The sequence below is a fragment of the Spirosoma aerophilum genome (assembly GCF_054782495.1).
Genome location: NZ_BAAGSJ010000009.1, coordinates 360,448 through 383,381 on the forward strand (window position 1 = coordinate 360,448; position 22,934 = coordinate 383,381).

Genomic DNA, 22,934 nt, shown 5'->3' on the forward strand with positions numbered 1-22,934 from the left:
AGCCCCTTTAGGATATTGTTATTACGTTTTAATCCCGAAGGGATGCCAGGTTTATAGCGTCAAATAATGTCACCCCACCAGCGGCCCGGCCCTTCAGGGTTCTACATGAAATTCAAATTACGTTATACTATAATCCTGTCATCCCTTCGGGATTTAAACGTAACGACCAGGCTATTAGAGCGTTGGAACAATACTACCCCTAGGTTTGGCGATAATGGCTACAAAATACGGCTCTTTCCATCAATCCAGCCAGATCAGCGGGTTTCGGATGGGCAGGTTGCGCAATACCTCCTCCACTTGCGGGTCGTGGTCGAGGGTTTTCCAGGTGGCCAGCCAGTTGGTATTATTGAAAGCAGCTGCGCCGAACACCAGAAACGGCTGTGCAACGGGCCAGTCATTCCAGTACATGACATCAGGTTTTAGGGGCCATTTGGATTTATCCGCAACGTAAGGATACAGGTAGGTAATACCCTTCGCCATGCTGCGACCGTCGGGGGTTTGATAGGTCCAGAGATCGTGGTCTTTATCGGATAAAATCTGGCAGATCATTACCATCGCATCGAGGTTGAAGATCGAGTAGCCGTAAGGTTTCGTCCGGCGCAGTTCCAGTGGAAAGCTTCCGTCAGCCGCCATCTGGTTCGGCAGCAAAACAGTTTTGTACCGTTTTCGGGCGGCTTCCAGCACGTCTTCATTGCCCGTTAGCCGAGCAAACGCGGCAACCTGCATCACCCAGCAGGTGCCATGATTATTGGCAGCTTTCATTTCGTCGTCGCTGTACGGATGCGTCAGTAACCAGTAGAGATACCGGACGAACCACATATGCGATTCTGACCGTATCTGCTTATCAGCGATTTTTGCGCTTTCCATCAATAGCAGTCCCTGCGCCACTTCGATCAGATGAATGGTGTCGATAATGCCGATACCCCGTCCGGTAGCCCGCCCTTTTATCGCCTGCGCGTACTGTAACGACGGATTCATGCGGGTAGTGCTATCTACGAACCAGGCATTTAGATGCCGGAGCGCCTGCCGCACATAGACCTCTTTGCCCGTTAGTTTATAGGCCGATGCCAGCGCACCCACCACCCGGCTAAACCGGATCATGGCCTGCCGATGCGCAACAAAATTATCGGGGTTAGTCATCCCGTCGCGCTGCACATACGGCCCCTGCGGATTTAGGGAATCGGGCCACCAGTAGTCCCCTTCCGAGAAAAAATCATGCTCCCCCCCCGCCGACCGGGGACTCGTTTGCGCCGTAACGGTAACGGGTTCCTGCTGCATGGCCCAGGCTGCCTGCTTCAGCACCTGCTTCCGTAGGGTTTGACTGACCTCCCGTTTGACGACGTCTTTAGTCACCTGCCCAGCCACCGGTTCAGCCAGCGACGTAAGTAGGATAATCAGATAGAGTGAGATATTGGTCAAGAAAGCCAACGTACAAGTAAGTTTAGGGTTTTGTAGGGTAGGACGATTACCAGGATTGTATAAGATCACAACTATAAGCGGTCTGAAATAGAGTAAAATCAGCCGTTCAGTATGTTATTAGTACAGAATGGAATTGCCACCTGATTTTACTCGCCGACCAGCATTAAACCGAGCGGGTTGTCAGCCCATTATTATCGTAAATCCCGTCAGTCCTAAACCAATAAACACATGAAAAATCAACCAACACGCCGTCAGTTTCTGGGCACTACAGCCGCTTTGGCAGCTAGTGCCGTACTCGGCAGCAACAAACTTTTTGGCGCACCCGCGCTGGTTCGTAGCCTGGGCGACAAACCCAATTCGCTGATTGACGGCGTTCAGATTGGGCTCATCACCTATTCGTTCCGCGACATGCCCGACCAGAGTGCCGAAGCGACCCTGCAGTACGTGCTGGATTCGGGCGTGAGTGCCATTGAACTGATGGGCGGCCCCGCCGAGATGTTTGCCGGTGCCCCCAAAAACTCGGTCGATATGCGGACCATCTTCCCGTTGATGCGGAAACGACGCGAAAATCAGACACTCACGGAGGACGAGCAGAAAATACTGGCCGAAGCCGATGCACAAACCAAAGCTTACCGGGCCGAGGTAGCCAAATGGCGGCTTTCGGCACCGATGGATAAGTTCGAGAAAGTTCGGAAGATGTACAACCAGGCGGGTGTGACCATCTATGGATTTAAGCCCGATGCGTTTGGTATGCAAAACACCGACGCCGATATTGACTATGGCATGAAGGCGGCTAAAACGCTGGGCGCTAACCAGGTAACCGTTGAGCACCCCGGCAATGACGCGCAAACGCTCAAACTGGGAAAAATGGCCGAGAAACACGGCATCCGGATCGGTTATCATGGTCATGAACAGCAAACGCCCACCTTCTGGGATACGGCGCTGGCGCAATCGCCGGGCAACGCGATGAACTTCGATCTGGGTCACTATCTGGCGGCCGGTCAACCCGATCCGCTGGGCCTTATCCGGCAAAAACACACGCGTATCTCCAGCATGCACATCAAAGACCGGCAACTGCCGGCCAATGGCAAAGGTAACCTTCCCTGGGGCCAGGGTGATACACCCCTGCTGCCGGTGCTGAAACTCATGCGCGACCAGAAATACACCTTCCCGGCCACGATCGAGCTGGAATACCAAGTACCCGCCGGGTCTACCTCGGTAGCTGAAGTGAAGAAATGCCTGAACTTCTGCCGGAATGCGTTGAGTTAGGAATGTAGTTGTAGGGCCGACGCCCGGCCCTACAACTACTTACCAATCCAGACCTGTTGCGTAAACGCGCCATTGACGGCGGCATCCCACACTTCCAGCCGTACCCATTTCCGGCCTTTCAGGTTGGTGTTGAACGTAAAGGTCTGTTTGCCAAAAGGCAGCGTTCTGGTCAGGTCGATACGCTCGCGAAATATTTGTTTGCCATCCCCCGAAATGATCTCGGCGAAGGTTAGCGGAAATGTCCAGTCCAGGTCGACCACCACACGGGCGTTGCCATCCGGGGCAAGCAACAGCGAATCGGCGGTGCCTTTGCCGTTGACGGTAAATTTCGGGATCAGTATTTCGCCGGTCGATACGAAAAACCGGCCCGTTTGCATCGCATCCAGCACCGGCTGCCAGCCCTGCTTGTAGTCGGGCAGCTGGTCGAGTTGCAGGTAGTTGACATTGAGGTGAGCGTACATTTCATTCTCCGGCTCCACCGTGAACAGATCGGCTTCGGCAATGACATGCTTTTTCAATCCCCAGTTGGCCATATCGTCCATCAGATCCAGCACGCGCCGACTCAGCCGCGGCTCCGACAGATCAGCAGGGATGTTCTTCCAGGCCGCGCCGAAGAACCGGTCTGATCGATAAAACTCCTCGTCTTTGTATTTATCCGGAAAACCGGTCGAGCCTTTGGTGCGGGCGTGAGCGGTCCAGGCCAGCCCATTCTCCGCTTCAAGCAGCTTCAGCATGTCGGTCTTGTCGGCAATGCGATACACTTTTCCGTACCTCGGGTCGTCCGTTACAAAGGGCATATCCGGCTTGCGCGACATGATCCAGTAAACCGGCTTCGGAAAGAAGTCAAGCCAGTGCCCGCCAAAAAACTCGTTGGGCTCTTCGCCGGGCAGCAACAGCAACTCCTTGTCCGACCAGCGTTGGCACATGTCGTGCAGTGTTTTCAGTTCCAGCAGTCGCTGCTCGTCGGGGCCTTTGGGGTGTGCCGTGTAGTGAAACTCGGCCAGATGCACGATGTCGACGCCCGAGTTTTTAAAGACCTTCACGAAGTTAGGCACCTCCGGCACTGGCTTCTCGGCGACCGGCTTCCCGGCGACCGGCTTCCCGGCTAGTAACACACTCATCACGTATTCGTTATGAAAGTGGCTCGACATGGTTTTGTAGCCGGGCAGCGCGGGGTATTTATCGGTGTGCGTAAACTTCTTCACCTCGTCCAGTGCTTTAGCAGGCGTATCGGTACTGAGCAGGCAGAAAAAATTAAGTCGCTGCTGCGTTTTCGGCGGGGCGTTCACCCAGGGCACCCATCGTTTATCGCCCATCAGATCCTGCCGGATGCCGATGCCGAAATCGGGCACCAAACTTCGATACCCACGGCCATACCAGGTAAAATCGAGGTTGAAGGCTTCGTCCAGGGGATAGAAATACTGGTGCGGAGCCGGAAAAACGGCCAGACTCCCGGTAGCTCCTGACCCGATAATGGTCCGAAATTTCACGCCCTGTGCCTTGTTGAGCTGGTTCAGATCGGCCGGTACGCTTTGCATCTTTCCATCGGTATCCGACCAGGCGATGGTATTCCAGACGGGTTGTTTGCTCGTTAGCCCCGCATCGTACAGAATAGCGGTCGAATCGACGTCGGTTGCCATCACAGCCGCAATGTTGATCAGCGGACTTCCGGTATACACTGTAATTTCGATAGCCCCGGTAAACGTAGCCGCCTGCACCTCCGACACCCGGACGACCGTTCGGGAACCCTGGCTCCGCACACTGGCCGTTCGTTTATTGAGGTCAACGGCGTACGATTTATGAGGCAGTTTGTTGGTCTTGTCGAAGAATATATTCCAGCCGTTTTGCGATACCAGATCCCGCTTGCCGACGGTCAGCACAAAAGCCGGGTCGAGGGCTTTGGCGATTTCTTTGAACACCCCTTTTTGCGTCAGTTGCAGGCTGCTGAACAGCGGCTTCCCATTGGTCAGGTCAAGGACCAGCTTGGCCGTTTCTTTCGACCTGGCGGGCCAGCTTAGGGTGAGCGCATTGCCCTGACGGATGGCTGTTACGCCACTTTTCTGCTGAAAACCAGACAGATCGACGGGCGTTTGCCCATACGTCAGGGTGGCCATTATGAGTAATAGAAGGAGCAGACGTTCTTTCATAAGCAATAGTACAGCAAAGACAGAAGACAGTCTATACGTAACCGAACGACAGCGAAAATCTACCCGAACGGGCGTATTAATATAAGTGAATCGCTTGTGAAAAAGCAGAGCACGCAGATGATACGGTTTACACAGATCTACACAGATTTTATCGGCGGGAATCTGTATAAACCGTACCATCCGCGTACCATATATCTCTATTCTTAAACCCCTATATCCCCATGAAACCAACACGCCGAAATTTCTTACGTCAATCTGCCGTAGCCGCCACAGGCGCCGGGCTCATCAGCTTACCGACGATCGAAGCCATTGCCAGCCAGCGAAAACAAATTTCTGCCAACGACAAACTTCAGGTGGGTCTGATTGGCTGCAACGGCATGGGCTGGTCGGACTTACGGTCGCATTTGTTGCAGAGCGACGTGCAGTGTGTGGCCCTGGCCGATGTAGACCAGAGCGTGCTCGACAAACGCTCGGCCGATGTGGAAGCCATGCAGCACACCAAACCGAAACTGTACAAAGACTACCGCAAACTGCTCGAAAACAAAGACATCGACGCGGTCATTATCGGCACCCCCGACCACTGGCACTGCATGGCCATGATCGACTCGGTATCGGCGGGCAAGCATGTGTATGTAGAGAAACCGCTGGCCAACAGCATTGAAGAGTGTAATCTGATGCTGGCTGCGGCCAAAAAACACAACAAGATTGTGCAGGTGGGCCAATGGCAGCGTAGCGGTTCGCACTACGAAAAGGCCATTGAGTACATCCGTTCGGGCAAGTTGGGTAACATCCGGCTGGTGAAAGTCTGGGCCTATCAGGGCTGGATGAAACCCGTTCCCGTTCTGCCCGACAGTGCACCACCGGCCGGTGTCGACTACGACATGTGGCTGGGACCCGCCCCCAAACGGGCCTTCAACCCTAACCGTTTCCACTTCAATTTCCGGTGGTTCTGGGATTATGCCGGTGGACTCATGACCGACTGGGGTGTTCACGAAATCGACATTGCGCTCTATGCCATGAATGCCAAAGCCCCCAAGTCCGTGATGGCCTCGGGTGGCAAGCTGGCCTACCCCGACGATGCCTCCCAAACGCCCGATACCTTGCAGGCCGTTTATGAATACGATGGGTTCAACATGCTTTGGGAACACGCTACGGGTATCGACGGCGGTAACTATGGCCGGACGGAGGGCATCGCCTTTATCGGCAATAACGCCACGCTCGTTCTCAACCGCGACGGCTGGTCTATCCTACCCGAAACCGAGACGAAGAACGGGATAAAGGTATATAAAGTGGAGGACATTCCGGACCAGGCCCGCAACGGCGAATACCTCAACGAGCATACCAGGAACTTTGTGCAGGCGATAAAAGCCAACGATCCGAAACTCCTGAAGTGCGGCATCGAAACGGGCAGCGTTGCGGCCATCAACGCGCACATGGGCAACATCGCCTATAAAACCGGCCGAAAAGTGTACTGGGATGCAGCCGCCAAAGGCTTCAAGAACGACCAGCAGGCCAACGCCCTGATTGCCGCCCACTACCACAACGGCTGGAAGTTACCGGTCGTCTAACCCGAACTCCCCAACCCCAAAGGGGTTGACTATGGATAACCCCGGACGCCAGTCCGGGGCTAGCGGCACACTGCCCGCCCCTAACCCCAAAGGGGTTGACTGTGGATAACCCCGGACGCCAGTCCGGGGATAGAGGCACACTCGCCCGCCCCCAACCCCAAAGGGGTTGACTGTGGATGACCCCGGACGCCAGTCCGGGGCTAGAGGCACACCGCCCGCACCAACCCCAAAGGGGTTGACTATAGCTTAGCACACACGTAGTATGGGTGAGACATCAGACCAGCAGTGGACCACCTACACTCGCCCCGGACTGGCGTCCGGGGCTAGCCACAGTCAACCCCTTTGGGGTTGTGAGCGGGCGGTGTGCCTCTCGCCCCGGACTGGCGTCCGGGGTTATCCATAGTCAACCCCTTCGGGGTTGGTGCTGAGGTCGGTACCCGTTGGTGCCCCGGACTGACGTCCGGGGTCATCTATAGTCAACCCCTTCGGGGTTGGGAGTGATCGTCTGGCTGTACGGTGGTGTATGTTAGTGTGCGTTAATCACAATAGAGCTGATCAGCCTAACAAAACATAGCTCCCGTCGCTTTTACAAAGAAACAACAGCACAAAGATCAACCCAGAAGGGGTTAACTATAGATAACCCCGGATGACATTCGGGTATACACACATGGAATACAGACAACTTGGCGAATCAGATGTAAGCGTATCCGCTATAACCTTTGGCGCATGGGCCGCTGGCGGCTGGATGTGGGGCGGCACCGAACGAAAGGGGGCCATTAATGCCATCCGGGCCTCTTACGACCTGGGCGTAACCTCCATTGACACGGCACCCATCTACGGACAGGGCACCAGCGAGGAAATCGTGGGCGAAGCCATCAAAGGCATCCCCCGCGACAAGGTACAGATCCTGACCAAATACGGCATGCGCTGGGATTTGGCCAAAGGTGATTTTGGCTTTAAAAGCCAGGACAACGACGGCAACCCCATCGACGTTTACAAATACTCGGGTAAGGAAAGTATCATCAAAGAATGCGAAGACAGCCTGAAGCGACTGGGAACGGATTACATCGACCTCTACCAGATGCACTGGCCCGACGTAACGACGCCCATCGAGGAAAGCATGGAGGCCGTGCTTCGATTGATCGAGCAGGGAAAGGTTCGTCAGGCGGGTGTCAGTAATTACAATGTTGAGCAGATGAAGCGAGCCGAAACGGTGCTCAAACTGGCGTCGAACCAGGTGCCGTTCAGCATGATCAACCGAAGTATCGAAGCGGAAGTAGTACCGTATTGCCTCGAAAATAAGAAAGCTATTCTGGCCTATAGCCCCATGGAACGCGGTCTGCTGACGGGTAAGATCAAGCCCGGCCATCAGTTCGCTCCCGGCGATCACCGGGCGGGCTACCGGTTCTTCAAAGAAGATAACATTAAAACCACAGACGATCTTCTCCAGAAGATCAAGCCATTGGCCGATAGTAAAAACGCCAGCCTGAGCCAGCTGGTCATTCGCTGGACCATCGAACGGCCGGGCATTACCGTTGCGCTGGTGGGTGCCCGCAATGCCGAACAGGCTGTGCAGAACGCCAAAGCCATTGATATTCACCTGTCTGCCGATGAAATTGAGTTCATAAATCAGCAGCTGGAAGAGCTGGAACTGGTGTAAAGTCAGGTAGCCCCAAAACGAAAAAGCCGGTCAGTGGAATGACCGGCTTTTTCGTTTTGGGGCTGTTTAAACGTTTACTGTTTTACGAGTCGGCCAACGCTTACGCCCTGCTCTGTTTGTGTCTGGTAAGTATATACGCCAGCGGGCCAGTTGGCGGTTGGAATGTCTATCGTCGTTTGCCCTGCCTGATCCGGTGACCACCCTCCCATCATCTGGCCGGTAACGGAATAGATCACGAATTTCTGAACGACCGGGCTGGTTGGCAGCTGAATGGTTACCCAGTCGGTAAACGGTACCGGATAGATGGATATCTGGGTGACAACCGGCTCTTTGTCGATGACGGATGCCGGTGTTTTAACCGGTGAACTGCCCGTTTGAAAAGGGGACGCAAATTCATAGGCACCAACAGTATAAAAACCGTCGACGGGCCGACCTTTCCCCGCCCGGTCGGTTAGTACGCCCCACCGGCGGGCAGGAATACCCGCACCGATCAACGGGGATTTGATCTGGAGTGTAAAGTCATTTTGGGCAGCATTTTTATAACCCGCGGCCTGTGCTAAGCGGGCCGAAAAGTTTGTGATCTGGATGGCGGTAGCTCCCTGCTCGAAGACCATTGGTTTGCCATTAATTCCGGCAATACCAGTTCGCATGCCATAGCCGGTGATGGCGTTATTAACGACCAGATTGTTGTTGATTTCATTATACAGCCGGATACCATCACGCCCGCAATTATTAATGGTATTGTTCGCAATTTCAACAGATGTTCCGCTCAATGAGCCTGGTCTGTCGTCGCAGAAAATACCATCGGCCCCCGACCCGGAAATAACATTGTTAAAAATCCGGTTACCGCCCAGGTGGCCAATAACCGCCAGGCCAATGCCTGGTGCGTCAATAATCGTGTTGTTATAACAGTCGCCACCAGCCCCCCCGCTAATTTGAAGGCCGTTATTCTGATAGGCAGCAAAAGGCGACACCCCCGTTGTCTGAATGAAGTTATCATGCACCTGAGCGTCTGGCGCACAGCTATACTGAATACCTTCGCAGCCGGTTCTGAGGGTGCGGTTGTTATAAATTTCGAGGCCGTAGATCAAATGCGGCAACACTTGCTTCTGAACCCCGTTGCAATTGACCGCCATGCCTTCCCCGTAAAAGGAATTGCCAATGTACAGACCTTCTCCACTGGTGTCGTGAATGTAGTTGTCATGCACTTTCACATTGTACATGGTAAAATTGCTGCGCCAGGTAGACGAGTCGCAGGAGGGGTCGGTCTTCACCATGATACCGGCAAAGCCAGCGGCACCCACCTCTATATGGTCAATTTCGCAGTCGGAACTTAGGCCACCAACCGTCAAACCCATGCTGTTTCCGCTACTGCTGTTACTTTGGGTGAAGTTGATACCATACGCATGATTACTGGTATCACCTGTACCGCTGATGGCAAAATATCGACTGTTGGATACCGTAATGCCTGACCCGCCCAGGGTAGAGCCAACGGTAACCTGTCCGCCACAGTTTATGAATCGGATGGGGCGTCCGGGGGCACCAACAAAGTTGGCCAGACGAAGATAGTTGTAGTGGCCCGCCCGAATACAAACTGTTTTGCCCGGCTCAACCCCAAACCAGGCGTTGTTATACGAGTCAGCCTTTGTCATCGTGTAGTCACATCCACAATCTGATCCGCCTTTCTGAAGACCGTTTGACCGGGAACCTAAGTCATTATTCGTCAATGTATTGTTGTATACCCTGGACCCGGGCGCGTTGGATATCTGAATGCCTGCACTGGCGGTTCGGTCAACCCGGTTGTTATAAACCTGCAAATCCAGCATCTCGACCGGATAGGCAATCTGGCTGATGCCGTTGCAGATAACGGTCGTGCCGTTGCTTGCCGAGTAGCCACTACCCAGAAACATGCCTAACCCATTAATGTCATGCAGGTAATTGTCATGAATACTGACATTTTGAATGGCGTAATTTCCACGCCAGCTGGTGGGGTCGCAGCCGGGATCCAGTTTGCAGAAAAAACCGGCATACGTAATCCCCGTGATCTCCAGCCGCTCTATTTCGTAGTTTGAACTAAACCCACTCACCGATACGCCCATGGCGCTGCTCGTGTTGTTTTTGTTCAGGAAAAAACCATAGCGGAGACTGGCATCACCCGAGCCACTACATACAAAATAGCTGCAGTTCTGAAAGTCGAGGGCCGTTGCGGCATTGTCTGAGCCGATAAGTACCTGACCACCACAGTTTATAAAGCGAATGGGCAGATCCGGAGTCCCAACGAACCGGCTAAACCTTAAATTATCGTAATAGCCGTTCTGAATGCAAACCGTCTGTCCGGGTTTGATTTTCAGAATGGCGTTGTCGTAGTTTCCACTTTTATTGATCACATAATCGCACTGGCAATCCGTTTGTGACTGAGCCCGAGCTATCCCGCCAACCACCAGCAAACAAACGATAAATAGTAATTGCTTCATTGAAAAAAGCCGAAGCGACTGGGTAGTATTCAGGACTTGAGAGGAGAAGTAAAAGGCTGCTATCTGATTGATGCAACAGCGTTTTTTACAAAGATATTGAAATAAATAATAAGTTATTATATATAAATAAAATTAAACTTAGAGTTATTGTTTAAATAAATAAATTAAATTTGTTTGATTTTAACCCGATAGCCAACAGATCGACCCCATACGGAACGAATTTAGGCTATGCCGCGGAGTGATTTATAGAAGTACCCTATATTAATAGTATACATTAGCATACGACGATGAAACTATCTTTTATTAGCTTAATAACCAAACTGTCAAGCCTTTACGTATTGCTACGCTATTCCAATTTACCCAAAGGCTATTCTTATTTCTACCGCAATACATACATCTGCCAACTAATCCAGATCAAGTATTTTTATGCAGACTACATCCGCAGGAAGCCCTACAAGGTCATTTCCTATACCGGTGAGTTTGGTGCAGAGCTACAATTTGCCATCCCCCATGCTTACTGGCATTATAAGAACGGGACGCTGAAAGCCACCCGCTCGGCTCCGCTAATGGAGGAGTTTTACTTCTTCTCACCAGATCATGAAGCGAGTTTCGATCAACGAAAGCTGGCCGGCAATTACAATTTTGAGTTGCCCCGCACCTTACATAGCCAGAACTATGACATGAGCAAGTGGACAGCTGTACCGCTCAAAGACATGTATCGCAATGACGTGTATGTATTTGATAAACCGATACTTATCATCGCCAACCGCTATAACCAGGAGTGGGATGGCCCGCCCATCAGCTTCCTGAGTGTTGAGCTGCTCGACTACGTCATCTCTTCTTTAAAGGATCAGTTTACGATTATTTACAATCGGCCCAAATCAGGGCAGATCGTCATGGACAATAGTGACATCAATGATCTTGGCGAATTTGACTGGCTCCGGCGTGAACACCCTGAAGTCCTGTTAATGGATGATTTATACCAGGAAAATCGGGGAAAAGCCCGCAACTACAATCATTTTCAGTTGCAGCTCTACGCCAACGCCAACCACTTTATTTCTATCCACGGTGGTACATCGGTACTGGCCAGTTATTTCGGGGGGGTGAATCTGATTCTCTCCAAAAAAGGGCCTGAACACCACTTTAATTGCTACCAGACATTGTATCCACAGTTTTCGGGGGCAAAGATCCTGCACGCAAAAACGGATGACGACGTTCGACAGTACGTGCAAACACACTTCCTGAACAGTCGGCGAACCAGCAATGCAGTGACCGTTTAAGGGTTGACCTGAGCCCATTTTTTCCGAACGAAACTCGTCTCTATATACCCTGGCAATGAGACCTTTATCTCTGCTTACTGCAGGTCGGTACAGGGAGCAAAACCCCCGCACCTTCATGCAGAAGCATTGGTTCGCACAGGAATTTTGGCTCCCGTTTTAGAGTCGGACCGCTCGTTTAAACTAGTATAGCTGATAACCTTAGCCAACCAAAGTAACTACACCCACACGACCCAATACCAATGACCGTTGGGTAATGAATCGATACCTATTAATAGTTAATAAAATACTATATATAACAATAAATAGTTGCCAAAATAGGCACATTAATTGCTCATAATATACCCTATGGACTATCTCCGATATTTGTGTTTACTGGTTTTAGCAGTAAACTTAAGTTGGTGTTCAACAGCTGTTGCACAAAAGAGCCAGGCCGATACCATACAGTTTAATTTGACAAAAGATCTGGCCGATCAGATCCTGTCTATTGATGAACTTTATCAACTGGCCTTGCAGAATTCACCCCTGATGCGGGAAATGAATGCTCAAATCGATATTCAGGTAGAAACGAACCGGCTTTCCAAATTAGGGCTACTGTCTGGCATTGGCGTATCGGGCGGCTATTCAAAAAGTAACCAGTCACTGCTGGCTTCGGGAGGTTCGGGAGCTTCGATCACCAATTCAGAGGGTATCTCGGTATCGAATGGATACCGGCTGGGTTTTCAGGTTGGTATTTCCCTGGTCAATGTACTTGGCTATCGGTCTACGATCCGGCAGGGGCAGGCCTCGTATCGTTCGGCCATTGCTAAACAGGACGGCATCAAGCTGGGTCTGCGCCGGGAAATCAGTCATCTGTATCAAACCCTGCTGACGAATCAGAAGATCGTTAACGCCTACATCGGTGAAGAGCAGAAAGCATTGATCGTTTTTCAGACGGCTGAAATTGACTGGCATAATGGCCGCTCCGATATGGGTGAATATGCCGGAGCCAGCAGCCGGTACACTGATACGCATATTAAAACAGAAACGGCCAGGGGTAGCCTGATTGGCACCTTATATGATTTAAGCGCCCTGATTGGGGTGGACATGATCCGTTTAAAAGCGCACTAACGTATGACGATCACGCTGTCCACCATTATTCAGATTTTCAAACGGGCTGCGCTCTGGCTGCTCCTGTTCCCGGCTGTGCTGGGCGGAACGGTTGCTTATCTTACCCGCGATATGCCCCTTGAGTTTACCTCTACCGCAACGGTCTATACAGGTATCGCTTCGGGCTATTCAATTACCAGTTCGGAGAACGAAAAAATTGATAATACAACCGTTAACAATGCCTTCGATAACCTGATGACGACCATCCGGTCGCGGGAGACGTTGACGGATGTGGGCGTCCATCTGCTGGCTTACCATCTCTCGCTAACGAAGCCTCCCCGCCCCGATCAGCTCAGTCAGAAGTCCTATAAAGCCTTAAAAAGCCTGCTCAATCCAACCCTGAAAAAGGCCACCGTACCGGGGAATGAAGAGGCCACTTATCAGCGCCTGTATGCTCTTCTGAAGCAGCCGCAGGGCAATACGGTTCAGTCGATCCTGTATCAGTCCAGCACGCCCTATTCGCTCGAATCCATCATGGGTCGCGTTTCGAGTACTCGAAAAGCAAACAGCGATATGCTGGATCTGACGAGCAAAGGGAACGATCCGGCCATCTGCCAGCAAACGCTCACCTACCTCATCCAGAGCTTCAAACAGCGGTACATTTCATTTAAAACATCCGAAACCGGCAGTGTCGTCTGGTACTTTGAAGAGCAGACAAAAAAAGCTTTCCAGAACCTGAAGGAAGCCGAAGACCGGCTCACCAAGTATAGTATCCAGAACAAAATCATCAACTACCCTGAACAGTCGAAATTTACCGCTGCGGCCAAAGAAGCCCTTACCTCGGAGTATTATCAGGAAAAGCGAACCCTCGAAACGGCAAATGCGTCTCTGAAAGCCCTGAATGGAAACCTGGATGACCGCACATCCATACTGGCCTCCAACCAGGCTATGGACGCCAAACGGGCTGAGCTGGCGGCTGTTCAAACCCGGTTGTCAAATGCAATGGTGTATGGGTACTCAAAAGATACCATCTCTGTGCTGCGGAACACCCTCAACCGGGTTTCCGATGAGCTGAAGGTGATGGTCCAGCGCTACTACAACAGTACCCACACGCTGCAATCGGTACCTCAGCGGGAGCTGATCGGCAAGTATCTGGACAATACACTGGAAAACCAGGGATCTTCGGCCCGGCTCAAAACGATGCAGGAACGCATTCGGGAGTTCGACCAGGTGTACGATGTCATGGCTCCGCTGGGGTCGGCGGTAGGTCGTCTGCAACGGGAAATCGGCGTGGCGGAAAAAGAATACCTGGCGGCACTGCATAGCCTGAATATGTCCCGTGTTCGACAGAAAGATCTGGAGATGAGCGGAGCTATGACGATACTCGACGCGCCTTCCCTACCCATGAAGCCCCAGCCATCGAGTCGACGGATGCTTATCATTGCCGCCTGTCTGGGCGGGATCGTGCTGGTGCTAGCCGTATCGTTTGGTCGCGTCCTGCTCAACAGCTCCATTGCCGCCCCCGAGCGCGTGGAAACCCTCACCAGCATTCCGGTAGCCGCGGCCCTTCCGCTTCGTCTGCCCCGCCTGAAGCACTATAATCTGGACTACGCCGAGCACTGTATGCTGGAGCAATTGCTTAGCCGCATTCTGGTCGAGCTTGAGCAGACGGGCAAAGGAAATTACCCCTATCACCTGATCACCGTGTTCAGCACCCGCCCTCAGCAGGGTAAAACATGGACAGGAAGTCGTATCAGCGATCTATTTGCAGAAAATGGCCATCGGGTTGCTTATATCCATGCTGCCACCGACGCTGGTCAGGAGCCCGAAAAAGATACAATCAAAGCGCGTTCAATTGCCTATCCGGCAACAACCGATTTCAGCAACACAAAGTGGCTGACGGCCATACCCGAATTGGAAACGGAAACGTTCGACTACGTTTTTCTCGAATTACCCAGTTTACTCAACACGCCGATACCGGTTCAGCTGATCACCAAAACCGACTTGTCGCTTTTTGTTGTTAGTGCCCGGGCGTCGTGGAGCAAATCCGACCAGGAATTGTGCACCCTCTACCGGCGGGCGGCACATGGGCCCATCGTGGCCGTGCTGAACGACGTAGAGCCCGACCGCCTGGAAGCCCTGATGGGATCATTGAGCAAAAAAGAAGGCTTGGTTCAGCGCATAAAGAAAAAGCTGGCCCGGAAAAAAAAGGATAAAGTTCAGCCCGTATTGACCCGTGTTTAACCGAATTCTACCCAAACGCCCATACACAACCTATAACACGTTTGACGCTTCATGAACGGCCGCGCCACTTTTCTGGATAACCACCTGACCTTAAGTCGCCTGCTCAACGTGGCGGCCTTGCTTGTCTCGGGGTTAGGGCTGGGCTTTGCCATCAGCAAAGCGGGGCTTCCCATAGCCATAGCCGCTATCGTTCTGCCGCCCATGATCTATTTTCTAACGGTTTGCTTTAAAGACCCGAAAGTAGGACTGATCACGTCTTTTTACATCGGTTTTTTTCTGGGGGGCATCAGCCGCTGGTCGCCGGTAGCGATACCCTTCGGCCTGAGTGTCGACTGCTTACTGACCATTTCACTGCTCAGCATCTTATTTACGGCCAGCAAACGGGACTTTTCGCAATTGCATAACCCTGTTACGTATGGCGTGGTGCTTTGGCTGTTTTTTACCATTCTTCAGTTAGCCAATCCCGAATCGCGCAGTGCAGAGGCCTGGTTTTATAGTGCCCGCGGATTCTCGTTCTATATGATCCAGGTGCTCATTGTAGGGCTGGTTACCATCAACCGCATGAGCGATCTGGAACGGATTGTCCGGATCTGGTCGGGTAGTTCGTTCATTCTGGCCATCTGGTCCTTCGAGCAGCAGTATATCGGCTTATTAGGGCCCGAAAAAGTATGGATGGATACGGTTGGCTACGTGACGCACATGCTGCAGGGCCAGCTTCGTAGCTTTTCATTCTGCTCCGATGCCGGTCAGTTTGGGGCCGTTATGGCCCATATAACGCTGTTTACCCTTATCCGGGCCATTCAGGAGCCAAAACTATCCCGAAAGGTCGTGCTGGGCATCGCTACCCTGGTGTATTTCTGGGGTTTTGCCGTGTCGGGCAGCCGCGGGCCGGTTATGGTGCTGGGGCTTGGCTTCATCGTTTATCTGCTCATAAAAGGAAATATTACGTTTCTGGCGATTGGCGGTGTTTGTCTCGTAGCGGCCTATGGGGTGCTGAAATTCACCAAGATCGGGCAGAGTAACTATCAGGTCCAGCGGATGCGCAGTTCGCTCGACCCCAACGACCCTTCTCTTCAAGTACGGTTAAACAACCAGCGGACTTTTAGAGCCATCATGCAGAACAAGCCCTTTGGTGTAGGCATTGGCATGACCGTGGGCAGTTCCAAATATGGCATGACGGGTCCACTGGCCGAACTGGGCATCGACAGCTGGTATGTGCGCATCTGGCTCGAAACGGGTGTCATTGGCCTATGTATACACCTCTACCCGTTGATCATGATGATCATCCTTGGGTATCTGCGCATCAAAAAGTTAAAAAACGCCCGACTCAAAACACTCATGGAGGGATTACTATGCGGTTTTGTGGGCATTGTGGGCGCTTCTTATGGCAACCAGCTGCTGGGTCAGTTTCCAACGAATCTGGTCATGTACCTAACCATGGTCCTGCTGCTGATATCGCCCGTTCTGGACAAAGACATCACCGATACTGAAGAGGCTGAACGAGCAAAACAGGCCGCAAATGAGCCAGCCAGCCGGAAACTGGCCATTTCCTGATTATATGACCCTAACTATTCTTACTGATCGAACATGATTATTTCTAAAATAACGAGCGGCCTTGGGAATCAGCTGTTTCAATATGCCCTGGCCCGCCATCTAGCTATAAAAAATAATACGCCACTCTATCTGGATCTGAGTTTTTTCGATATGGAGAACCCCAACAATACGGTTCGGAAATTCAAGCTCGATCAGTTCAGCATCGACTACAAAACGATCAGTCGAACAAAGAGTATTTACTGGTCCAAAGCCACCAAACTCTTCCCCAATCGTAGCCTTAGCCCACTCTTTGTCTGGCACAAAGAACCTTACCATCATTATAACGACTCGGTACTGGCAACCAAAGCGGGTTGTATTACGCTGCAGGGCTACTGGCAGTCTGAAAAATACTTTGGTGCGGTAGCGGACATTATCCGACAAGACCTGGTCTTCAAGGCAAACACAGACGCTGATTTTTTACGGTACAAACAGGCCATTTTAGCCAGTGAAATGCCCGTTTGCGTGCACATCCGCCGGGGCGACTATGTCCATCATCCTGAGTTTAGCCAAACGTTCGGTTTCATTGGCCTTGACTACTACCAGAAAGGGATAGAGATCATGAAAAACCGGTATCCCAACTGCGCCTTCTTCGTTTTCAGCGATGACAAAAAATGGGTGAATGAAAACTTCTCTTTTTTAGAGAACTACACCTTCGTCGATAATAAAGGACCGAACAGCGACATCAGCGATCTACAGTTAATGAGCTTATGCAGGCATAATATCATTGCCAACAGCTCCTATAGCTGGTGGGGCGCCTGGCTGAATAGCAACAGCGAAAAACTGGTTATTGCCCCCCAGCGATGGTACAAGAATAAGCCCGAGATTGATACGAAAGACATGATTCCTGCCTCCTGGCTGAAACTATAAGTATAGACATAAACCCGTCATCCACCACATACTGACGTTATCTGATGAGTACAATTAATAAAGCGATAAACGGGGGCAAATGGATCACCAGCTCGACCATTATCTCCACCGTATGTCAGTTTGGCCAGGTTGCCATTCTGGCCCGTCTGCTCGACCCTTCGGCTTTTGGTATTGTCAGTATCAGTACCATGATTATCAGTTTCTTCACCATTTTTACGAATGTGGGGTTTTCCAACTCCATTATCTCACGGCAGGAGAACGACCGAAAAATTCTGTCTACGCTGTATATTCTGAACTTGCTGCTGGGCCTGCTCATGTTTGTTATTATTTACATCAGCGCCCCCCTGATCATTGCCTATTACAAAGAGGTACGTCTGTCTAAAGTTATCCGTCTGGCAGCCTGTTATTTTCTGATCGTTTATATAGGACAAATCTTCTCCTTTATTCTTCAGAAAGAGCTGAAATTCAAGTCCGTTGCCATCACAGACATCATGGGCTCGCTGGTTGGCACGACCGTCACCATTGTTCTCGCTTATCAAAATTTCCAGGAACTGGCCATGATTATCGGCCAGCTCGCCATGCAGTTGACAAAAACGATTTTGCAGGTAGCGCAGGGTATTCGCTTCTTTGTCCCGGTTCTTTCTTTCAATCTGAAAGCCGCCAAAGAACACCTGATCATAGGCCTGTACAGCGTTGGGGATGGTTTGCTGGGATTTACGCAGTTCAATTCCGACAACATTGTGATCGGTGGTTTATTGGGCGTGAAAATATTGGGCTATTATACCATTGCCTATCAGCTGGCTATCTTCCCGGTCACGAAGCTTAATCCCATCATTCTGCAGATAGCCCACCCGCTGTTTGCCCGTATGAAAGAGAACAGTGACGAGCTGAAGAAGTCATACCTTAAGATTCTGGATGTTGTCAGCTATTGCAATTTGCCGCTCCTGGCGGGTTTGTTCATTACTGCCGACAGCGTTATTCCGTTGCTGTACGGCCCCGGCTGGGAGAGCGCCGAGCATCTGGTGCGCATTTTCGTGTTTCTGAGCCTGTTTTCCTGCCTGAGCAATCCCCTGTTCATACTCGCCTATACAAAAGGGAAACCTAAAATATTATTCTACTTAAACCTCGTTACGCTACTCATTAAAGTGCCCCTGCTGTACGTACTCGGGCATTACTGGCAGTTGACGGGCATTGCCGTAGCCTTCACGCTAACGACGTTCATCAATATGGTTTTCAGCTTTATTATTGTTCAGTCGCTCATTGGCAACTTTATGAAGGTATTTCTGTCCAACATTGCCTTGCCCATTACATTTTGCCTGCTGATGATTGGCCTGATCTATGTGTACAAGCACTATATCGGCTATGAAGGGTTGCTCAATACAGCCGTGGAGATCGCACTGGGCGGCCTGGTGTATGTCGGGTTTACGCTCATGTACAAACTATCGTTCTCGGAGATTAAAACCTTTCGACAGGCGCTGTCTTAATTAAACACAGCGGCACGGAGAACACAGAGCCTTTTTTAATTAACCTGAATAGTGGGCTGACCAGCGCAAAAATCAGCGCTTACGCACCCATTGTTCATGTTAATCAAAAAGCTTCTGTATTCTCCGTGCCGCTGTGTTCACCAAACTCCAGACGGATACGTTTAAGAGATTACTTCAGTTTCAACACTTTAGCCAGTACGTTAATCCACAGGGGTACTCTGCCTGAAACAACTTCGTAACTGCCGGCCAGCTTGCCCAGATAAACAGCCGAATGCATCTGAAACGTATCGGCACTCATACTTCGGACATTGGAGCCGATGATCCGGATCAGGGATAAAGCAATGGCGCTTTTGGAGCGAATATTCTCGTAGTAAAAGGCTTTCTGGTTCGGAAATATCTCAACATTAGCAATGGCTCCCGATGCCATTATGTTGTATTGCAATCGTTTAATATAACCTATTTCGGTTCGCTTTCTGGGTATCAAATGCTTTACAATCAGGTCTGGCGAGACACCAGCCGAATAGCCATGCTTAATGGCCGTGTACACAATTTGGGCATCCTCACCACTGGATAAAGCCTTTCCCTTACGGCCCGTAATACTTGATTCGCCACGCTCAACCATATTGATGTAGTGCTCCAGAACCTCCCGCTTAACGACCTGTCCGGTGCCGGGTGGATAATAAGAGGTCCAGTGTTGCTCATTGCCAAAAGCAATGGTCTCGTTATTTCGTTCCTGAAACAGAAACTTCCGTGATTTTACCCAATCACTTACCTGTTCGGTGAACTCGACCGCAATCCGGCCCGGCCCCCACACGCCCACTTGTGGATACTTCTCAAGAAGTGTTACCAGATGAACCAGATAAGCGGGCTCCGGCTTATTATCGTCGTCAAAAAAGACAACGATTGGATTTTTCGTCGATTTAATACCGGTCGTTCTGGCCGCAGATAGCCCCTGCTTTGTCTCGGTAACTACCCGAACCCAGTCGTACTTACTAACAAAAGATTTTATGAATGGTAAGTCTTTTACAGGTGTTGTGCTGTTGTTATCGACAATACAACATTCTACGCCGTGCCCCTCCGGAATGACCAGGTTGGAGACTGACTCTATAACTTCCTGAAATAATGCTTGAGTAGGATTATATGTACAAATAATTATAGAAAAAGTACCCATATTCTAGAATAAATTTAGTCGTATAAAATAGCCATGCTATTTACTATTTTTAATTTTAATAAACAAGTAGTTATAAATTTATGCATTAAGGGATAGTAATTTGTAAAGAAAATCTGCTCTTCCCCTCTGTCTGGCGTACTTACCGCGTAAAAAAAGGGTGCCATGACGTCTGTCTATGGCACCCCTCTTCCAGTATTGATCTACGGGTTGATTTATAGTTTCACGACCCGACCCGGCACCACCTGGCTGCCCGTACGGATCTGATAGGTATATACGCCCGCCCCCCACGTATGGGTTGAGAGCGAAACGGTCTCCTGGCCGGTAGCCAATCGGGTCTGGCTAATTAGTTGTCCCTGCGGGGAATAGACATCGATCTGCTCGATCAGCTCACCGGTCTGAAGCCGAATAGTGACCTGGTCGTAGCAGGGCGATGGATAGTTGATGGTGCTCGACACGTCGGCTATCGGGTTTCCCGCCAGCTCCTCCACAATACCAACCCGAAAACCGTTATTACTGGCAGGCACATACTCGTAGGCCCCAATGTCGTAGCCGTTCCCTACCGGCCGAACATGGTCATTAAGGTCTGTCTCAACACCCCAGCTGGATGCGTTCATGCCGGCGTCGATGAGTGGTGAGTTCGACGATAAGGTAAAGTCGCCGTTGGCAGCATTAACATAGCCCAGCGTCTGATAAGAAACAGCCGTGTAATTGTTCGACACGGTGGCGGTGGCTCCCTGCGCAAAAACGATCGGTTTCCCCCCCGAACTACCCCAATTGCTGATCGCGTTGTTGATGATCGTATTGGTATTGATTTCATTATAGAGCCGGATTCCATCGCGTCCGGCACCGTTAATGGTGTTGTTGATTAGCTGCACGAACGTGCCCGGCAACGAGCCAACCCGATCATCGCAAAAAATACCATCGGCACCTGACTGGCTAACGATGTTGTTGAAAACGCGATTATTACCCAGGTGCCCAACAATCATAATACCCATACCAGCCGCATTCTGAATGATATTATTGTAGCAGTCGCCCCCGGCCCCTCCGCTGATCTGAAGGCCGTTTGCCTGGCCATAGGCAAAGGGATCTATACCCGTATTATACAGTGAGTTGTGGTGTACGGTAGCGTCCGGAGCACAACCATATTGCAGCCCTTCAGCGCCCGTTCGTTCGATTCGGTTATGGTGGAGGTTCAGTCCGTAAATCAGGTGTGGGTAAACCTGTTTCTGAACCCCGCTACAGGACACGGTCATGCCCGAACCGTAAAATGAATTACCGGCGTAAATCCCCTCGCCCTTGGTATCATGAATGTAGTTGTCATGCACATTCACATTATACATAGTGAAATTACCCCGCCAGGTAGTCGAGTCGCAGCTTGGATCGGTTTTGAGCATCATCCCGGCAAAACCAGACTGGGCTATTTCTACGTGGTCAACTTCACAGTCGGAACTCAGCCCCCCAACACTCAAAGCGGCTCCCGATGTAGCGCTGGCCAGTTTGATACCATATTGGTAGTTGGGATCACCGCTACCGCTGAGTGATACATACCGGCTTCCCGAAAATTGAAGACAGCTGTTGATGTTTGTCGACCCTGACGTTACCAGCCCTCCGCAGTTAACAAACCGAATGGGTTGGCTGGGCGTACCAATAAAATTACCAAGAACAAGTGCATTGTATGAGCCAGCCTTAATACAAACCGTTTTTCCGGGAGCCACCCGGAGTAAGTAGTTGTTATAAACACCCGATTGTGTAATGGTGTAATCGCAGCCACAATCTGCCGAACCTCCTACCTGCCAGCCCGCCGGATCAGCCCCAAGATTGGTGTAAAGAATGGAGTTGTCGTGAATACTGGCTCCCGGCGCATTGTTGATCGTCAGGCCCGCTCCCCGGATATACTCAATGCGGTTATTATACACTTCCAGACCCTCCATCTGCACAGGATAAACTCGTTTCTGCACACCATTACAGGTAATAACTACCCCATTGGTGGCCGACTGGCCGCTGCTTAAGAACATAGCGGTAGCGGGTACGTCATGAATATAATTATCATGAATCTTCACGCTCTGGACCCTGAAGTTGGGCTGATAGGTCATCGAGTCGCAGCCCGGTTCGAGTCGCATGGAGAAGCCGGCATATCCTGACCCGGTCACTTCTACCCGTTCGACTTCGTAGTTGGTACAGACGCCATTCACCACCACGGTCGATGACCCGCTTTTAACTTTACCCGCCACAAACCCGTACCGGATGGTGCTGTCGCCCGAACCGCTCAGGACAAAGTAGCTGCATTTGTTAAATTCCAAAGCCGTACCCGCGGTTTCCTGTCCGAGATTTACCTGACCGCCACAATTGACGAATCGAATGGGCTGATCGACAGTACCGGTAAAATTTTTGAAAAGAAAACCGACATAACTACCTGCCCGTATACAAACGGTCTGACCAGGTTTCACCTTCAGGTTGTTGTTGTCGTAAGTACCCGCCTGTGTTAACGTAACATCACAGTTGCAGTTGGACGTTGATTGCGAATAGGCGATTTGAAAAATGAAGAGAAGGAATCCAATTGATAAGAAAATGTTTTTCATAAGAAGTCACCGAGTCGAGCCCTATTTAAACTTGTTTTTATTGAAATCTTTTTACTATATACAAAAAATACTATTTTTAAGCGTAGACAACAA

General features: G+C 50.9%; 15 protein-coding genes. 10 read left to right on the top strand and 5 right to left on the bottom strand.

Annotation, left to right across the window (positions count from 1 at the left end):
- Window positions 1–240 precede the first annotated feature (240 nt).
- Window positions 241–1,428 carry an alginate lyase family protein gene (locus tag ACYVK4_RS09230; protein WP_461127204.1) on the bottom strand — a complete coding sequence of 396 codons (1,188 nt, stop codon included), beginning with the start codon at window positions 1,426–1,428 and terminating at the stop codon, window positions 241–243.
- Between the two features lie 219 nt (window positions 1,429–1,647).
- Here ACYVK4_RS09230 and ACYVK4_RS09235 point away from each other — a divergent pair, with 219 nt between their 5' ends.
- The gene (locus ACYVK4_RS09235; RefSeq protein WP_461127205.1) at window positions 1,648–2,688 is read left to right on the top strand and encodes a TIM barrel protein; all 1,041 of its coding nucleotides are present in this window, start codon (window positions 1,648–1,650) and stop codon (window positions 2,686–2,688) included.
- Window positions 2,689–2,723: 35 nt separating this feature from the next.
- Here the strand turns inward: ACYVK4_RS09235 and ACYVK4_RS09240 are convergent, their stop codons facing one another.
- On the bottom strand, window positions 2,724–4,835 hold the full coding sequence (locus ACYVK4_RS09240) for a CehA/McbA family metallohydrolase domain-containing protein (protein WP_461127206.1): 2,112 nt from the start codon (window positions 4,833–4,835) through the stop codon (window positions 2,724–2,726).
- A gap of 221 nt (window positions 4,836–5,056) precedes the next feature.
- Between ACYVK4_RS09240 and ACYVK4_RS09245 the strand changes: the two genes are divergently transcribed.
- The 3 genes from ACYVK4_RS09245 to ACYVK4_RS09255 all read left to right on the top strand — a co-directional run bounded on the left by ACYVK4_RS09245 (window position 5,057) and on the right by ACYVK4_RS09255 (window position 8,063).
- Window positions 5,057–6,403 (top strand): Gfo/Idh/MocA family protein, encoded by a 1,347-nt coding sequence (locus ACYVK4_RS09245; RefSeq protein ID WP_461127207.1) that lies wholly within the window; start codon window positions 5,057–5,059, stop codon window positions 6,401–6,403.
- 262 nt (window positions 6,404–6,665) lie between these two features.
- The gene (locus ACYVK4_RS09250; protein ID WP_461127208.1) at window positions 6,666–6,806 is read left to right on the top strand and encodes a hypothetical protein; all 141 of its coding nucleotides are present in this window, start codon (window positions 6,666–6,668) and stop codon (window positions 6,804–6,806) included.
- Window positions 6,807–7,070: 264 nt separating this feature from the next.
- Entirely contained in the window at window positions 7,071–8,063 is a 993-nt protein-coding gene (locus ACYVK4_RS09255) for an aldo/keto reductase (protein ID WP_461127209.1), read from the top strand.
- 74 nt (window positions 8,064–8,137) lie between these two features.
- Here ACYVK4_RS09255 and ACYVK4_RS09260 read toward each other — a convergent pair whose 3' ends face one another.
- Entirely contained in the window at window positions 8,138–10,537 is a 2,400-nt protein-coding gene (locus ACYVK4_RS09260; RefSeq protein ID WP_461127210.1) for a right-handed parallel beta-helix repeat-containing protein, read from the bottom strand.
- Between the two features lie 287 nt (window positions 10,538–10,824).
- Here ACYVK4_RS09260 and ACYVK4_RS09265 point away from each other — a divergent pair, with 287 nt between their 5' ends.
- The 6 genes from ACYVK4_RS09265 (at window position 10,825) to ACYVK4_RS09290 (ending at window position 19,091) form a co-directional block, all read left to right on the top strand.
- Window positions 10,825–11,817, top strand: coding sequence for a hypothetical protein (locus tag ACYVK4_RS09265; protein ID WP_461127211.1), 993 nt, complete (start codon window positions 10,825–10,827; stop codon window positions 11,815–11,817).
- A gap of 345 nt (window positions 11,818–12,162) precedes the next feature.
- Window positions 12,163–12,924, top strand: a complete 762-nt coding sequence (locus ACYVK4_RS09270; RefSeq protein ID WP_461127212.1) for a TolC family protein — start codon at window positions 12,163–12,165, stop codon at window positions 12,922–12,924.
- Window positions 12,925–12,927: 3 nt separating this feature from the next.
- Window positions 12,928–15,147 (top strand): GumC family protein, encoded by a 2,220-nt coding sequence (locus ACYVK4_RS09275; protein WP_461127213.1) that lies wholly within the window; start codon window positions 12,928–12,930, stop codon window positions 15,145–15,147.
- 51 nt (window positions 15,148–15,198) lie between these two features.
- On the top strand, window positions 15,199–16,701 hold the full coding sequence (locus ACYVK4_RS09280; protein WP_461127214.1) for an O-antigen ligase family protein: 1,503 nt from the start codon (window positions 15,199–15,201) through the stop codon (window positions 16,699–16,701).
- 33 nt (window positions 16,702–16,734) lie between these two features.
- Entirely contained in the window at window positions 16,735–17,607 is an 873-nt protein-coding gene (locus tag ACYVK4_RS09285; protein WP_461127215.1) for an alpha-1,2-fucosyltransferase, read from the top strand.
- Between the two features lie 44 nt (window positions 17,608–17,651).
- Complete coding sequence (locus tag ACYVK4_RS09290) at window positions 17,652–19,091, top strand: MOP flippase family protein (protein ID WP_461127216.1); 1,440 nt, start codon at window positions 17,652–17,654, stop codon at window positions 19,089–19,091.
- A 169-nt stretch (window positions 19,092–19,260) separates the two neighbouring features.
- Here ACYVK4_RS09290 and ACYVK4_RS09295 read toward each other — a convergent pair whose 3' ends face one another.
- Entirely contained in the window at window positions 19,261–20,262 is a 1,002-nt protein-coding gene (locus tag ACYVK4_RS09295; protein ID WP_461127217.1) for a glycosyltransferase, read from the bottom strand.
- Between the two features lie 212 nt (window positions 20,263–20,474).
- Window positions 20,475–22,841, bottom strand: a complete 2,367-nt coding sequence (locus tag ACYVK4_RS09300; RefSeq protein WP_461127218.1) for a choice-of-anchor Q domain-containing protein — start codon at window positions 22,839–22,841, stop codon at window positions 20,475–20,477.
- Between the last annotated feature and the right edge of the window lie 93 nt (window positions 22,842–22,934).

Bases quoted from the DNA above. Each gene is read 5' to 3' on its own strand.
- ACYVK4_RS09265 (WP_461127211.1), top strand. From the start codon at position 10,825: ATGAAACTATCTTTTATTAGCTTAATAACCAAACTGTCAAGCCTTTAC.
- ACYVK4_RS09295 (WP_461127217.1), bottom strand. From the start codon at position 20,262: ATGGGTACTTTTTCTATAATTATTTGTACATATAATCCTACTCAAGCA.
- ACYVK4_RS09290 (WP_461127216.1), top strand. From the start codon at position 17,652: ATGAGTACAATTAATAAAGCGATAAACGGGGGCAAATGGATCACCAGC.
- ACYVK4_RS09250 (WP_461127208.1), top strand. From the start codon at position 6,666: ATGGGTGAGACATCAGACCAGCAGTGGACCACCTACACTCGCCCCGGA.
- ACYVK4_RS09275 (WP_461127213.1), top strand. From the start codon at position 12,928: ATGACGATCACGCTGTCCACCATTATTCAGATTTTCAAACGGGCTGCG.
- ACYVK4_RS09270 (WP_461127212.1), top strand. From the start codon at position 12,163: ATGGACTATCTCCGATATTTGTGTTTACTGGTTTTAGCAGTAAACTTA.
- ACYVK4_RS09235 (WP_461127205.1), top strand. From the start codon at position 1,648: ATGAAAAATCAACCAACACGCCGTCAGTTTCTGGGCACTACAGCCGCT.
- ACYVK4_RS09280 (WP_461127214.1), top strand. From the start codon at position 15,199: ATGAACGGCCGCGCCACTTTTCTGGATAACCACCTGACCTTAAGTCGC.
- ACYVK4_RS09255 (WP_461127209.1), top strand. From the start codon at position 7,071: ATGGAATACAGACAACTTGGCGAATCAGATGTAAGCGTATCCGCTATA.
- ACYVK4_RS09300 (WP_461127218.1), bottom strand. From the start codon at position 22,841: ATGAAAAACATTTTCTTATCAATTGGATTCCTTCTCTTCATTTTTCAA.
- ACYVK4_RS09285 (WP_461127215.1), top strand. From the start codon at position 16,735: ATGATTATTTCTAAAATAACGAGCGGCCTTGGGAATCAGCTGTTTCAA.
- ACYVK4_RS09245 (WP_461127207.1), top strand. From the start codon at position 5,057: ATGAAACCAACACGCCGAAATTTCTTACGTCAATCTGCCGTAGCCGCC.
- ACYVK4_RS09260 (WP_461127210.1), bottom strand. From the start codon at position 10,537: ATGAAGCAATTACTATTTATCGTTTGTTTGCTGGTGGTTGGCGGGATA.
- ACYVK4_RS09240 (WP_461127206.1), bottom strand. From the start codon at position 4,835: ATGAAAGAACGTCTGCTCCTTCTATTACTCATAATGGCCACCCTGACG.